This window comes from Microbulbifer sp. ABH2_005 (assembly GCF_056160005.1).
The window spans coordinates 194445-207634 of sequence record NZ_JBSWWI010000002.1; the positions used below are offsets into that span (position 1 = coordinate 194445).

14 protein-coding genes are annotated in these 13190 nt (G+C 54.2%); 5 read left to right on the top strand and 9 right to left on the bottom strand.

What is annotated here, in order from left to right:
* The first annotated feature begins 56 nt into the window (after positions 1–56).
* Entirely contained in the window at positions 57–434 is a 378-nt protein-coding gene (locus ACXAFI_RS18360) for a DUF423 domain-containing protein (RefSeq protein WP_475109944.1), read from the top strand.
* 62 nt (positions 435–496) lie between these two features.
* Positions 497–1288: a tRNA (guanosine(46)-N7)-methyltransferase TrmB gene (trmB, locus tag ACXAFI_RS18365; protein ID WP_475109945.1), complete on the top strand. Its 792-nt coding sequence runs from the start codon at positions 497–499 to the stop codon at positions 1286–1288.
* Positions 1289–1366: 78 nt separating this feature from the next.
* Here trmB and ACXAFI_RS18370 read toward each other — a convergent pair whose 3' ends face one another.
* Entirely contained in the window at positions 1367–2371 is a 1005-nt protein-coding gene (locus ACXAFI_RS18370; protein ID WP_475109946.1) for a hypothetical protein, read from the bottom strand.
* Positions 2372–2573: 202 nt separating this feature from the next.
* On the opposite strand from ACXAFI_RS18370, the gene ACXAFI_RS18375 reads away from it, so the two are divergent.
* Positions 2574–3470 (top strand): outer membrane beta-barrel protein, encoded by an 897-nt coding sequence (locus ACXAFI_RS18375; protein WP_475109947.1) that lies wholly within the window; start codon positions 2574–2576, stop codon positions 3468–3470.
* Positions 3471–3558: 88 nt separating this feature from the next.
* On the opposite strand, the gene ACXAFI_RS18380 is transcribed toward ACXAFI_RS18375, so the two are convergent.
* Positions 3559–5475, bottom strand: coding sequence for an ABC-F family ATP-binding cassette domain-containing protein (locus tag ACXAFI_RS18380; RefSeq protein WP_475109948.1), 1917 nt, complete (start codon positions 5473–5475; stop codon positions 3559–3561).
* A gap of 108 nt (positions 5476–5583) precedes the next feature.
* Between ACXAFI_RS18380 and ACXAFI_RS18385 the strand changes: the two genes are divergently transcribed.
* On the top strand, positions 5584–6084 hold the full coding sequence (locus ACXAFI_RS18385; RefSeq protein ID WP_475109949.1) for a TIGR02444 family protein: 501 nt from the start codon (positions 5584–5586) through the stop codon (positions 6082–6084).
* 141 nt (positions 6085–6225) lie between these two features.
* Here the strand turns inward: ACXAFI_RS18385 and ACXAFI_RS18390 are convergent, their stop codons facing one another.
* Positions 6226–7167: a hypothetical protein gene (locus tag ACXAFI_RS18390; protein WP_475109950.1), complete on the bottom strand. Its 942-nt coding sequence runs from the start codon at positions 7165–7167 to the stop codon at positions 6226–6228.
* Positions 7168–7621: 454 nt separating this feature from the next.
* On the opposite strand from ACXAFI_RS18390, the gene ACXAFI_RS18395 reads away from it, so the two are divergent.
* Positions 7622–8410, top strand: coding sequence for a DUF874 family protein (locus ACXAFI_RS18395; RefSeq protein ID WP_444920488.1), 789 nt, complete (start codon positions 7622–7624; stop codon positions 8408–8410).
* Between the two features lie 243 nt (positions 8411–8653).
* On the opposite strand, the gene rsd is transcribed toward ACXAFI_RS18395, so the two are convergent.
* From rsd to gshA, 6 genes are all read right to left on the bottom strand, one after another.
* Complete coding sequence (gene rsd / locus ACXAFI_RS18400; protein WP_444920487.1) at positions 8654–9112, bottom strand: sigma D regulator; 459 nt, start codon at positions 9110–9112, stop codon at positions 8654–8656.
* 168 nt (positions 9113–9280) lie between these two features.
* Positions 9281–9970 (bottom strand): LrgB family protein, encoded by a 690-nt coding sequence (locus tag ACXAFI_RS18405; protein ID WP_475109951.1) that lies wholly within the window; start codon positions 9968–9970, stop codon positions 9281–9283.
* Positions 9960–10355 carry a CidA/LrgA family protein gene (locus ACXAFI_RS18410; RefSeq protein ID WP_475109952.1) on the bottom strand — a complete coding sequence of 132 codons (396 nt, stop codon included), beginning with the start codon at positions 10353–10355 and terminating at the stop codon, positions 9960–9962. The genes ACXAFI_RS18405 and ACXAFI_RS18410 overlap by 11 nt, the downstream gene beginning before the upstream one ends.
* Before the next feature lie 48 nt (positions 10356–10403).
* Positions 10404–10895 carry a disulfide bond formation protein B gene (locus ACXAFI_RS18415; protein ID WP_152455812.1) on the bottom strand — a complete coding sequence of 164 codons (492 nt, stop codon included), beginning with the start codon at positions 10893–10895 and terminating at the stop codon, positions 10404–10406.
* Positions 10892–11494, bottom strand: a complete 603-nt coding sequence (locus ACXAFI_RS18420) for an acyl carrier protein phosphodiesterase (RefSeq protein ID WP_444920485.1) — start codon at positions 11492–11494, stop codon at positions 10892–10894. Before ACXAFI_RS18420 ends, ACXAFI_RS18415 begins: the two co-directional genes overlap by 4 nt.
* Before the next feature lie 59 nt (positions 11495–11553).
* Complete coding sequence (gene gshA / locus ACXAFI_RS18425; RefSeq protein WP_475109953.1) at positions 11554–13137, bottom strand: glutamate--cysteine ligase; 1584 nt, start codon at positions 13135–13137, stop codon at positions 11554–11556.
* Between the last annotated feature and the right edge of the window lie 53 nt (positions 13138–13190).

Here is a 13190-nt window from a genome sequence, read left to right on the forward strand (position 1 = left end):
ATTTCCGCAATGAAATGAACAGCCCCGTTCTGTTGGCACTTGAAGTGAGATAAACCATGGTCAAAGTTTACCTTTTACTCGCCGCATTGTTCGGCGCCAGCGGCGTCGCCCTCGGGGCTTTTGGCGCACACGGCCTGCGTGGCAAGGTCGCCGAGCCGCTATTGGAAGCCTACAAGACCGGTGTGCTGTACCAGATGATTCACGCCTTGGCGCTATTGGCTGTGGCGCTGCTGATACAGAATTGGGGAGATCGCTTGTCACTCACCCTGAGCGGCGCTTTCTTTGTATTTGGAATGGTGTTTTTTTCCGGTAGTCTCTACGCCCTCGCTCTTGGAGGGCCGCGCTGGCTGGGGCCGATTACACCGATGGGTGGGACCCTGATGATCGCCGGTTGGCTGGCGTTGTTTATCGCCGCCGCGAATACCCCCAAATAGCAGGGCCGAGCCCACTCTAATCTGATCAAGAGAAAACCGTTTCGCATAAGAGGTCGCGAACAATGCAAGACGAATCCGCGGAAGAGTTTCCCTACCGCACCGAGTACAAGAAAAAATCTATCCGCAGCTATGTGATTCGCGCAGGGCGGATGACTGAGGGACAGCGCCGCGCCTTCGATACTTATTGGGGCCAGTATGGCCTATCGCTCTTCGACGGTCCCCTGAATCCGGTTGAGGCTTTTGGCCGTGAGGCCCCACTGGTATTGGAGATTGGTTTTGGTATGGGGGATTCCCTACTGGCCATGGCCCAGGCAGAGCCGGATAAAAACTTTATTGGCATTGAAGTACATCCCCCTGGTGTGGGCCGACTGATTAACAACGCCGGTAAAGCGGGAGTTGAGAATCTCAAAATTTATATGGCCGATGCGGTGGATGTTTTGAATGACTGCATTGGGGATGGCATTCTGGATAGGTTCCAATTGTATTTTCCCGACCCCTGGCATAAGAAAAAGCACCATAAGCGCCGTATCGTGCAGCCGCAGTTTGTGCGCCTGATTTGCAGCAAGCTGAAAACTGGTGGCGTGATGCACATGGCTACGGACTGGCAGAATTATGCCGAGCATATGCTGGAAGTGTTGCAGGCGGAGCCGCTGCTGGAAAATACCTCTTCAAGCAATGACTATGTTGAGCGCCCAGAGTGGCGCCCGGAAACCAAGTTTGAGCGCCGCGGTCAGCGCCTTGGGCACGGCGTTTGGGATCTGGTGTACCGCCGTCTTCCGGGCGAAGCTGTTGCCCTGGAACCGAGCGAAGAAACAGCTGAAACGTCTTCCAGCCCAGAGCCAGAGGCTGAGTAATCTCCTGCTAACCGCATTATGAAAACCGCCGGCCATAGGCCGGCGTGGTCCCGCTTGGTGGCGGGACCCTACCCTATTTTAAACGTATTGTTGCCAGTTTCTCTTGAAGGATTCCCAGCGCTGCTTGTCTGCGGTGATGCGGATATTTCTTACAGAATTTTCGTTGTAGTACATCCAATCCGACAGCACGATATTGTTTTGGCTGCCGGCATAGTAGCGCATGCGGAAACGGCGAATATATTGGTTGGGGATTGCCAGGAACGCCACTTCGCGACCGGGAGTAACATTGGCGACCTCCACACATTCATGCCCATTCTTGTCGAATTCATAGACAAATCCCGCGATCGCTTTATCCACCCTGTCGGTATGGTGCAGGTAATAGTAACGCACTGGGCAGTAGGTTTTATTGTGCCAGGCAAAGCGTGCTACCACGTTGGGGTCGTCGGTACTGGATATCACCTGGCAGGAGGCACCACTCCCGAGGTGGGGATCATGGCGATTGCTGTTGTCCATTTTTGGAAAAAACCCCCCAGACTGCCACAGCATTTGCGGGGGCCGGGTATCGCCCCGGTACAGGCGTCCCGGTGTCATGTGCAGGTTAAAACCTGAGCGGCTGAAACGATAGCGATACAGATTGAAAGGGATGTCATTGTGATTCTGTATATTGCCCAGGGCCAAAGGTTCTGACAGCGCGGCTTCACTGGCCTGGCGATACCAGCAATAGGCGCCACCCAGTAACGTGGTAATCGCGTTTTGGCGCCGCTGTATTCCATCTGAGGTGAGCTGTTGTACAGGATTGGAGGGGTTGAAGCCGGTCAGCCATGTGTACATGGCCTCGACCAAACTTTGGGATGTATTGGCGATGCGAGTGTAATCCAGGGTCTGGATCAATGCGGCCTGGGTTACTAACTGATCGATTCGCGTCAGTCCATCTTTACTGCGACTGTATTTCCAGCTGCAGCGAGAATTCTGTTGGAAGTCGGTGGCGTATTCCCGAATAGTTCTCGGTGGTCGGCAGGTGGTTTGTATCAACTCTGGCCTAACCAGATTTCTTACGTAGTTATCTATGTTTGGCGCCAGCATCGGTTATCTCTCCGGTATTTATAGGTATATTTTTTATTTCCCGTCTATGATTTTCATATTGGGCGCGGCATTAAATAGTAGTTTTATTGAAAATGCAGAACAAATAACACAAATATAATCGAATTAATTTGAGTTTTAAGCAGTCAACCAAGTTAATAAAAATTCAAAGGGGGATAGGTTTAAAAAGATTCCGGTGTCAGTAATGGGTAAACGCCTTTCTTCCCTGCCAATCTTCTGCGGTTTTGTATTTTTCCTCTTTATGAACAATGTGTCGGCTGATTTTGTCGGCACCCTAAATCTCTATGCCAACGGCGGTAAATACTGGTTCAACAGTGATCGCTTAAACGGAACCCCTTTTCAAGGGTTGACCTTGCAGGACACTACCGGCGGTGGTGGTGGCCTGGGCTTCAATATGACCAATTACTGGGCGATGGAGGGGGTGGTCGATTATTTTATTGTTGGAGTGGATGATTTCCCCGAAAAGCTTGAAATTTACAATTACCACCTGGACCTCCTCTACCAGTTTGGTGGGCAGTTCTGTGGTGATTTTTGTTGGCAGCCATATGTGGCTTTTGGCGTTGGCGAGATGCGTATTAATTATGATAAAGCGCCGAAAAAACGTTACAGGAGATATTACAAGGACGAGGATGGGATAGAGCGTTACGACTGTAAATATCGGTATAAACACGATTATAAATATCCTGACTGGCACCCCTACCGGAAATATCCGTGCAACTGGCATGATCGCCAAACTATGGTCAATCTTGGTCTGGGGATAAAATACAGCCTCGGTCCCCGCTGGCAGGCCCGTGCGGATGTGCGACTTTTCCAGGGGGTAGATCACGGTGGCTTGGATGGTTTTGCCAGCGTCGCGATTGGTTACCAGTGGATTGAGTACCCGGACTTTTGGTACGACGAGGATGCGGACGGAATTATCGATGCAACCGATCAGTGTCCTCAGACGCCGGTGGGTGTGGATGTAGGACCCGATGGTTGCCCTATGGATATCGATTTTGATGGCGTACCGGCCTATATAGACCAGTGCCCGAATACTCCGATCGGCATTGCCGTGGATGAATATGGCTGTATTCGCAGGTAACTAAAGACTTTTTAAAGGTTTGCGGGTGTTAGCTTGGAGGGCGGTGAAGGCGCCCTCCAAGTGTGATCTTGAGAGACAAAGTGTCGAATTATTCCCCGCGCAGCTGCTCGAGTTGCTCGGAAATTTCCAACCACTCCATTTCCAGAAGATCGAGAGCTTCACGATGCTCTGTCTGCTCTTTATTGAGACGTGCAATTTCTTCCTGCTGGCCTCCGCTGTAAAGTTGCTCATCGGCCAACTTGTCTTGAACCTTTTGGAGTTTCTCCTCTGCCGCAGCCATCTGTCGTTCGACACTTTTTAGCTTATTGGTCAGCGGCTTAAGCTGCTCACGCCGGGCTGCAGCGGCGCGACGTTGTGCCTTTTTGTCTTCGCCAGGTTTTTCCTGGTTGTCGCCGCTGCCTACCGATTTTTCTTCGCGTCGCTTTTCCCGGTTAAACCCCAATAGCCATTGCTTGTAGTCATCGAGATCACCGCTATAGGGTTCGGCGCGACCATTGGCGACAAGTATAAATTCATCGGCGGTGTTGGCGAGTAGGTAGCGATCGTGGGATACCAGAATTACCGCGCCGGGAAACTCGGCCAGGGCCATTGTTAGAGCGTGGCGCATTTCCAGGTCGAGGTGGTTGGTGGGCTCATCGAGCAGTAGCAAGTTGGGTTTTTGCCAGGCGAGGATGGCCAGCGCCAAGCGTGCTTTCTCTCCTCCAGAAAAGCCGGCTACCGTTTCAAAGACCCGGTCGCCGATAAAGCCGTAGCCGCCGAGGAAATCTCGCAGGGATTGCTCACTGGCCTCGGGGCTCAGTCGTTGCAGGTGCAGCAACGGAGAGGCCTTGCCATCGAGGGCCTCCAACTGGTGCTGGGCAAAATAGCCAATGGCCAGATGTTCACCGCATTGACGCTCACCGCTCTTGGGGGCTAGCTCGCCGGCCAGCGTTTTTATGAGCGATGATTTACCTGCGCCATTGGGACCGAGCAGGCCGATGCGGCGGCCGGGTTGAATACCCAGTTGTACTTTTCTCACGACCACTTTATCGGCATAACCGATGTCGGTTTCGCGCAGGTCGATCAGCGGATTGGAGGTTTTCTCTGCGGATGGCAGGGTGAAATGAAAAGGCGAATCCACATGGGCTGGGGCGATTTGCGCCATGCGGTCCAGCGCCTTTAAGCGGCTCTGTGCCTGCTTGGCCTTGCTGGCCTTTGCGCGAAAGCGCCGCACAAAGTCTTCCATATGTGCGCGTTCGGCCTGCTGTTTTTCATATTGTATTTGTTGCTGGGCCAGGCGCTCGGCGCGTGTGCGCTCGAAGGCGCTATAGTTGCCGCTATAAAGCACCAGTTTTTGCTGTTCGAAGCTGACAATGCCATCGACCACTGCATCGAGGAAATCGCGGTCGTGGGAAATAATGAGCAGGGTGCCGGGGAAACGCTGTAGCCACTGCTCCAGCCAAAGGGTAGCGTCGAGATCCAGGTGGTTGGTGGGTTCATCCAACAGCATCAAATCCGCGGGACACATCAGTGCGCGGGCCAGATTGAGGCGAATGCGCCAGCCACCAGAAAAGCTGCGCACCGGGCGCTGTTGTTCTGCGTGAGCAAAGCCCAGGCCGTCGAGTAACTGTGCGGCGCGAGCGGGTCCACTGTAGCCGTCGATGTTGGCCATCCGCTCGTGTAGCTCGGCCAGCTTGTGCCCATCGGATTCCCCGCTGTCCTCTAACTGCGCCAGCTGGTCTTGAAGGTGGCGTAATTCCCTATCGCCGTCGAGCACATAGTCGAGGGCGGATTGATCGCTGGCTTCCACCTCCTGAGCCATATGGGCAATCCGCCAGCCGCTGGGGATATCCACCTGACCGGCGTCGCTTTCCAATTGACCGAGTAGCAGCTTGAACAGTGTTGACTTACCACAGCCATTGGCGCCGATGATTCCCACCTTGTGGCCGGGAAAGATACGGCAGTCAGCACCGTTTAACAGGTCGCGCTCGCCCCGATGCAGGGAGACACCTTGCAGATTGATCACTGGAAAAACCTCTTATGAACAGGCCGATGAATGCTAGGCTATTCGACGTATTTGCACGCGATCGCCGCCGCTTGAGCGTGCGGAATCACAAAAGGTCTGGATTCTAACGTGACAGATAGCGCACCTCCATCTTCTTCCCAGGAAAACCTATTGTGGCAATTCAGCCTGGACTTCTATCGCCATCAAGGGGTGGAGGCCTTCCTGCTCGACTGCCAGGACACAAAAGGGGCCGATGTATGCCTGCTACTTTGGGCCAGCTACGCGGCGGTGTGTGGACATCAGCTAAGTGAGGAGGGCTGGAGAGTAGCCGAGCGGGGTCTGGCACCGCGTAGACGCATGATTATCAGTGTGCGCCACCTGCGTCGCTTATTAGGGCGCTTTCGGCCTCATGCCATGCGTGCATATGAAATGTGCAAACGCTATGAATTGAATTTGGAGCGCTTGCAGTTGGCGGCGCTGTGGAAGATCTGTCAGGAGGAATGGCCGGGGGACAGGCCGGCTCTGCAGCTCGCGGGCCAGCAATATGGGCTTTTGCAAAAAGAACAGGCCTGCTGGGCAGGCCTGATCGAAAGTTTCATGGCTTCGGCGGAAAACCCGGATACTCTCTGAGCTTCTCGCGAGAGGTTTCAGTGGACACTCTGTTTGGCAATAAGGTTTATGCGTTGCATGTATTTTATTGCTCCAACAAAGTGCGACTGCAATTTAGTTGGCTGTCCGGCGCCAACTGAACAACGGTAATGTTACGAGTGCTTACTCTCCACGGCGCCCTTCAGTGGAAAACAGGCTGTTAGCTGGCGTGGCAGGCGTGATAGTGGGTGCCTGCGGAGATTGCTCCAGCGATTTTTGCTGTTCTTCAGGCGCATTGCTCTTTACTTCCTCTGTGGGCTTTTCCTGTGCTTTAGCCTCAGCGGGGGCGGCCTGTTTGGACTTGTCTTCCTGTGGTTTTTCTTCTTTGGTTTTTACCTGCTCGGGTTTGGCCGGTTCAGAAGCTTTTACCGCTTTGGTGGGTTTGGCTTGAACAGGTTTCTTGCCGGCGGGTTTTGCCACTTTTTGCTTGCTGTCTGTAGCAGCTTTTACTGGCTTGGTTGTGGCTTTCTTTGCAGTCTTGGCCGCTGTTTTCTTCGGGGATTTAGCTGCGCTGGTCTTTTTCTCTGCGGCCTTCTTTTCAGGGGCTTTTGGAGTAGTTGTTTTTCTTGCAGACTTTGTCGCAGTCGCCTTTAGGGACTTACCGGTGCTTTTAGTCGTGGTGCTTTTCTTAGCGGTAGTGGCTTTTCTCGCTTTAGGCTGAGCCTTAAGCAGCTCTTTTTCCACTTTAGCTGCGGCTTTGCGCACAGCTTCTGCCGCTTTGAGCTCTGCTTTGGCCCTGGCTTGCAGATACTTGGCGTCGGCAACAGCCTGCTTAGCTTGCTGAAATGCTTCGTTGAACTTATCTACATTGTTTTTGGCAGTTTCCACGCGTTTTAAGGCTGCGGCGGTTTTGGTAGTTTTAGCCTTAGCGCGAGCTTCACTCAGCTTGTCTTTTGCCTTACTGAGCTTGTCTTTAGCCGAGGTCAGGCTTTTTCCGGCCTTGAGCACCGCTTTGCCGGCATCGGTGATTTTCTTATCGCGGGCTTTGTCCAATTTTGCAGAGAGTTTGGAAATTTGTGCTTCCAGCTCTGCAACCGGATTGACAGCTTTTTGTTTGGCAGCCATGAGTAAATGTCCTGACGTTTATTATCGATTGGCACTTCCGGGTAGTGCGCTCATCTTCCTTTCATACGATGGGTACCGCTCTAGCAAGAGATATGCGCACTGCGCACTGCCCCAAACTGAAAAGCACTTCAAACAGTCCAGAACAATAACCGGTTACTGGCCGATAATAGCGCTGTTTTTATAAAAAATGTATGCCGTGTGCTGTGAAAAAAGTGTTGTCTGCAGTTTTTTTGTTGAGTGGCCGGAACCAGTGGGGGGAATGTGGTGTCCTGCACAGTGTGCGCGTCATCAGTATGCACTGAGAGTCGCCTTGAGTTAGACTTGAGCGCACTGGCGGAAACTGTGCGCCTGGTGGCTTAGGGCCGGAACAGAGTTGCTTAAACTACCGCTGTTGGCGTTGGACCAAGGTCAAGCGCGAATCTATAAACGCAATACGGACAAAGAGACAACACCCATGAATAAATATCCTTTGGCTGCAGCAATTGCCCTTGGCCTGGCGCTGACCGGCTGTAACGAACAAGGACAGAAGCAAGATAAAGAAGTTGCCCTGGACACTCAGGAGAAGAAGGTCAGCTACATCATTGCCGAAGACATGGCCAAGCGCCTCAAGGCTCAGGATGTGCAGCTGGATCCCAAGGTGGTTGCGATGGCATTGAATGATGTTGCCAGCGGCCGCGAGGATCGCTTGACCGAGGAAGAAAAGCAGCAGACCATCGCCGCTTTCCAGGAGCAGATGCAGAAGAAACAGCAGGAGATGCTGGCCCAGCAGGAGAAAGATTTTAAAGAGAGCGCCGATAAAAATATGCAGGAAGGCAAGGCGTTCCTCGAAGAGAATGCCAAGAAAGATGGTGTAGTTACCACCGATTCAGGCCTGCAGTACAAAGTGATTAAAGAAGGTAGCGGCAGCAAGCCCAGCGCTACCAGCACCGTTGAAGTTGATTACAAAGGCACCCTGATTAACGGTGAGGAATTTGACAGCTCTTACGCGCGCGGTGAGCCGGTTCAGTTCCCGGTGAACGGTGTGATCAAGGGCTGGACTGAAGCTCTGCAGCTGATGAAAGAAGGTTCCAAGTGGGAGCTTTATATTCCCTCTGAGCTCGCTTACGGTCCCGGTGGCGCAGGCGGCAAAATTGGCCCCAATGCGACTCTGATTTTTGAGGTGGAACTGCACAAAGCAAATGTTGCTGGTGATGAAGGTTCCGAGAAAAAAGAAGAAAAGAAAGAAGAAGCTCCAGCTGAATAATCTGACTTTTCGAACTTTACTGAAAAAGGGCGCCTCTAGGCGCCCTTTTTCTTTTTGCCTTTAAAAGGGGTTGCGCTTGGTAATCTGTTTTTGATTAGCCGTGTAGTAAGGGCACACAGAAGTGAACTGGCTAACCGATTTGTTAGCCAGTCGTTGATTGCTCGCAGCAAAAGATTTTCAATAACAAAGAGTCCCGAGCAAAGACAAAACTGTATGTAACAGAGGTGGGGCTCGCTAAGCGGTTCAGCTTTTGTGGGCTGTGTGTAGCAGAGCGATCATTTTATCTTCGGAGCTAAAACGAGTTTCCAGCGCCTCGCCTAGTTCGGAGAGATCCGGTGCCAGGCTGGAGAGGTCGTCTGTTTCTAAATATTTATCGTTGAAGTCTACGGCGACATCTGTAGTCGTATCGATATCATCGTAGAGTTCACAGGCTTTTTGCAGACCCTGCTTATCGTCGAAAGCCTGACCCTCGCGCATAAGCTGCTCATAGACTTCGAAGTGACCTGCCGAAACGTAATCCACCAGTAACTGGCACAGTTGGCGTACCCGGTCTTCAGTTTCTGGATCGTCTTCACTGAATTCCTTTTTTTCAGAGAGGTGGTAGAAACTCACCAGCAGGTTTTGTCGTGACTGAAGCCAGCGATCAATAATCTCGCTAACACCACCCCAGCGCTCCCGCGCCGACTTGCAATTTTCCAGCATCGCCAAGATGTCCTTTTGTTACTGTTGCCCCAGTGGCAGCCTATTGCCGATCTCGAAGGCCCTTAGGAAGATAGGAGATTCCCCCGCCTGCAGCAAGGAGGGAGGCGCAAACTACGTCAAAATACTGTGATGGCAGTGTGAATTTAAAAGCCTGCACCGACAGGCGGTTCAGGTTCCGATAATCAGCGGCAACAACACTGCGCTCAAGGCGCCGCAGAGCCCCATGGCAAGGGCGGCGCAGGCGCCACAAAGTGCGCTGATTTCCAGTGCGCGCGCAGTGCCTACGGCATGGGCATTGATACCGAGCACCACTCCGAGAATGCGCTCGTCGCGAATACCCAAGCCGCGCACAAGTGGTGGCCCTGCCAGGGCCCCAACTACTCCGGTGAGTACCACGATAGCCGCGGTCAGACTCAAGGTCGCGTGTATCTTTTCGGCCAGTGCCAGCGCGATAGGCGTGGTAATGGATTTTCCGCTAAGGGCGAGCAATACCGATTTTCCCGCCCCGAGCAGAAGCGCGATCACTACGGCAATTGCCGGGGCTAACAGGGCCCCAACAGCAATGGTCACCAGCAGTGGCCAGCCGGCGCGGCGGATAATCGTCAGATTTTGTTTTAGCGGCACGGCAAGGGCGACAACGGCTGGTCCCAGCAGAGCGTAGAGCAGCCCGCTGGAACTCTGGTAGTCAGTGTAAGAAATCTCCAGAGTATGGAGCGCCGCAAATACTAACAGGCTTGCGGTAACTATCGGGTGCAGTAAAACCGTTCCTGTGCGCCGATATAACAGTACACCGAGCCAGAAAGCGCAGATGCTCAGTGGCAGGGCAAATAAGGGGCTGTGCAGGAATTCACTGATCATGGCTGTGCGCCGTGTCGGTCTTCCTGAGCAGGCGGCGCAGCAGCAGAGTGCAAAGGGTGAGGCTGATCAGGGTGCCAAAAAGAATGGCGGCAAGCAGGGCCAGCCAATCGGACAAGGTAAGATCGCGCAGGAAAAAGACCCCGGTGGCGGCGGGCAAAAATAGTAGAGGCAACAAAAAGAGCAGTTGTGCGCTGACCTTTGCCAGGCCGCGGGGCACGCTGCCGTAGACCATAAGGCCGATCAGTAGCAGTAGCATACCCACCACGGCGCCGGGTACCGGCAGGGCAAGAGCCGTCCCGATCAGGCTGCCGAGTCGTTCGCAGCCAAATAGGATTGCAATACCGAGCACCCAATGGGCTATTTCACGCGGGGATGGTGGTGTCATTGGCAAAGGGCGGCTCCACAGAGCCGCGACCTGGTTTTCGGTTTTTAATCAGGCTCTGCGAAATGCCTGCCAGCCTCCGAACAGGATCAGTCCGGCAAAACCGATAGCAGACCAGCCGGGGATACTGATGCCCATCATGGTCCATTGCACTTCGGCGCAGTTGCCGTCACCGGTGAGCAGTGCTTTGAGTACATCGGCCATGGGAAAGACCTCCAACATATAGCTGACGCTGGGTCCACAGGCCGGTACCTGCCCCTCTGGCAGACTCTGTAACCACAGCTGGCGCCCAGCAAAATAGAGGCCACCCAGAGCCCAGATAGAAACTAGTAGCCCGTATACGCGCCGGCCGATAGTTGCCGGGTTGTGCAGAAAGGCGATCAGGGAGACTACCCCGATACCGAGCAGCATTACCCGCTGGGTAATGCACAGCTTGCAGGGTTCAAGGCCTCGCGCGTACTCCAGGTAAAAGGCAGAGCCGAGTAAAAAGGCGACAATTAGAAAAACCAACAAAAAAGTAATACGCGGGTTGGGTAAGGTCATGGTTTATCGGATCCTGAATAGTGCTGCCGAAACCTTTGGGCTTCGAGATTCAAGTCGGTTAATAGTTTATTGAAGTTGTATTCCAGTTTTGCCCGCCCGCTACTGAGCTCGGGCAGTATGTCCTGCAGCGCAACCGGGTGGCGCAGGCGCTGGCCAACCCTCTCCAGGGTGAGACCAATGGTTCGCTCTTCGCGGTAACTCTGCAGTAACTTAAATTGCTCGGCGCGAGCCATAAACGCTCTCGCATGCGGCGGAATATACCGACTGTGGCTGCGAAAGTCTCTCCAGCATTGGTCACAAAAATCTTCCAGGCTCTGTGGGTGCCACTCTTGCCAGCGCTGGGCGAGTAAGTGGTCGAACCAGATATCCAGTGCAATACCGGCATAGCGGCGCCAGCTGGGGTCCAGTTGCGATAGGGACTCGCGGTAGGCCGCATTGGTGTCGGTACTGGCATCAATACGGCGATGCAGCCTGATACCGGCCTCGATGGCCTCTGGCCGCTCACCTTTAAGGGGGCCTTTCACGAAGTCACCGAGTAGCCCACCCAGGCGCCAGCGGACGTCGGGGCCTGAAAGCAACAGGTGGGCCAGATAATTCATGTGCTTAATCCCTGGGGGCCGGAAATCCGGACCCTGCGCGGTGATCTATTCCGCCGGGGCTAGCCCTGGCAGCACATATACTGCGCGTAATAGTGGCTGAGAAATTCCTCAAAAGAGCCTTTGTCTTCCGCCTCCACGCGCCTTTGCTTGAGCAAAGACTCCTCCGCCTCGCGCGAGAAATCTCGAACCGAATCGCTGTCGAGAGGGCGTTCGAGAAAATAGCGGCGATGCTGCTCGGCCTTTTGCATAGCCCAATGGTAGAAGTTCAGGTTTTGCTCCTGCATTTCCGCCAGGATCTGTTGGGCCGGGGTGGCGATCTCCCCTTTGACCTTGGCCCGCTGTACGCCAACTGCACCGCGGTACTGGTCTCCGCCCCAGGCACTGTCGAGCAGTTCTGCCATCGCGTCCACTTCTCCGAGCAGTTGGAAAGCCCACTCACCGAGTTCCCGTTCGCCACCGTTACAGAGCAGTTTGAGGCCGGGCTCGTGGCCGCGATACACGATGCGCTGTTGGTTTTCCTGGGTTGAACGGTAATCGACTTCGTCGGTTTCGGGGCTCTCTGTCAGCAGGCAGTGCAGCAGGAAACTGTCGATAAAACGCATCTGTTGCGCATCGATACCCAGCGGCATAAAGGGGTTCAGGTCAAGACAGCGCACCTCGATATATTCGACCCCGCGGTTGTTCAGGGCCGCCAGGGCGGTCTCGCCGCGCTTGGCGGGATTTTTCGGTCGGATCGGCGAATAAAATTCATTTTCGATTTGCAGCACACCGGCGGAGAGCTGCTGGTACTGCCCATCGCTATCCTTTACCCCGAGTTCGCTATAGGGCCCGTAGGGCCGGCTGATAGCGGAGCAGAGTGTGGACAGATAGCTGCGCAAGTTGTTGTAGCAAACCACCAGGGACTTTTGCACTTCGCTGTTATAACCCAGGTCGCCCATACGCAGAGAAGTGGCGAAGGGAGCGTGCAGCGTGTGGCCGTCGCCGTTAAAGGCCTCGAGCTTGTGTTGGCGCCCCTCTACAAAAGAGGAGCACACCGCAGGCGCGGCTCCGAACAGGTAGATCAGCAGCCAGTAGTTGCGGCGGAAATTGCGGATCAGGTCGAAGTAACGGCGGGTTTTGAATTCGCACAGGGTTTCACTACTGCCTTCGAACTCATGCAGCCACAGCCAGAACTCATCTGGCAGGGAAAAGTTGTAGTGAATACCGGCGATGGTTTGCATGGCGCGGCCGTAGCGCAGGCCGAGTCCCAGCCGATAAATGGTTTTCATCGTGCCGCTGTGGGAGTTTCCATAGCGGGCCACCGGGATATCGCTGTCGGCGCCGATAACGCAGGGCATGCTGTTGACCCACAGGCGTTCGTCCCCGATCTGGCTGTAGGTAAAGCGATGGATGCGGTCGAGAATCCGCAGGGCCTCTTCAGGAGTGTTTACCGGCGGGGTAATAAATTCCAGCAGCGCTTCGGAAAAGTCGGTAGTGATGCTCTCGTGGGTCAGTGCTGAGCCCAGTGTTTGCGCGTGGGGTGTTTGCGCCAGGGTGCCGTCGTTGCCGACCCGCAGGCTCTCTTTTTCAAGACCGCGGCGTATGCCCTTTAGCAGTTGCACGGGTTTGGCCTGGGACAGGGCGGCCAGATGGGGAATGGGCACTCGAATCTCCTTGGTACTACCGGAACTCTTTCTTGTTGTCGCCGTTGGGGCAA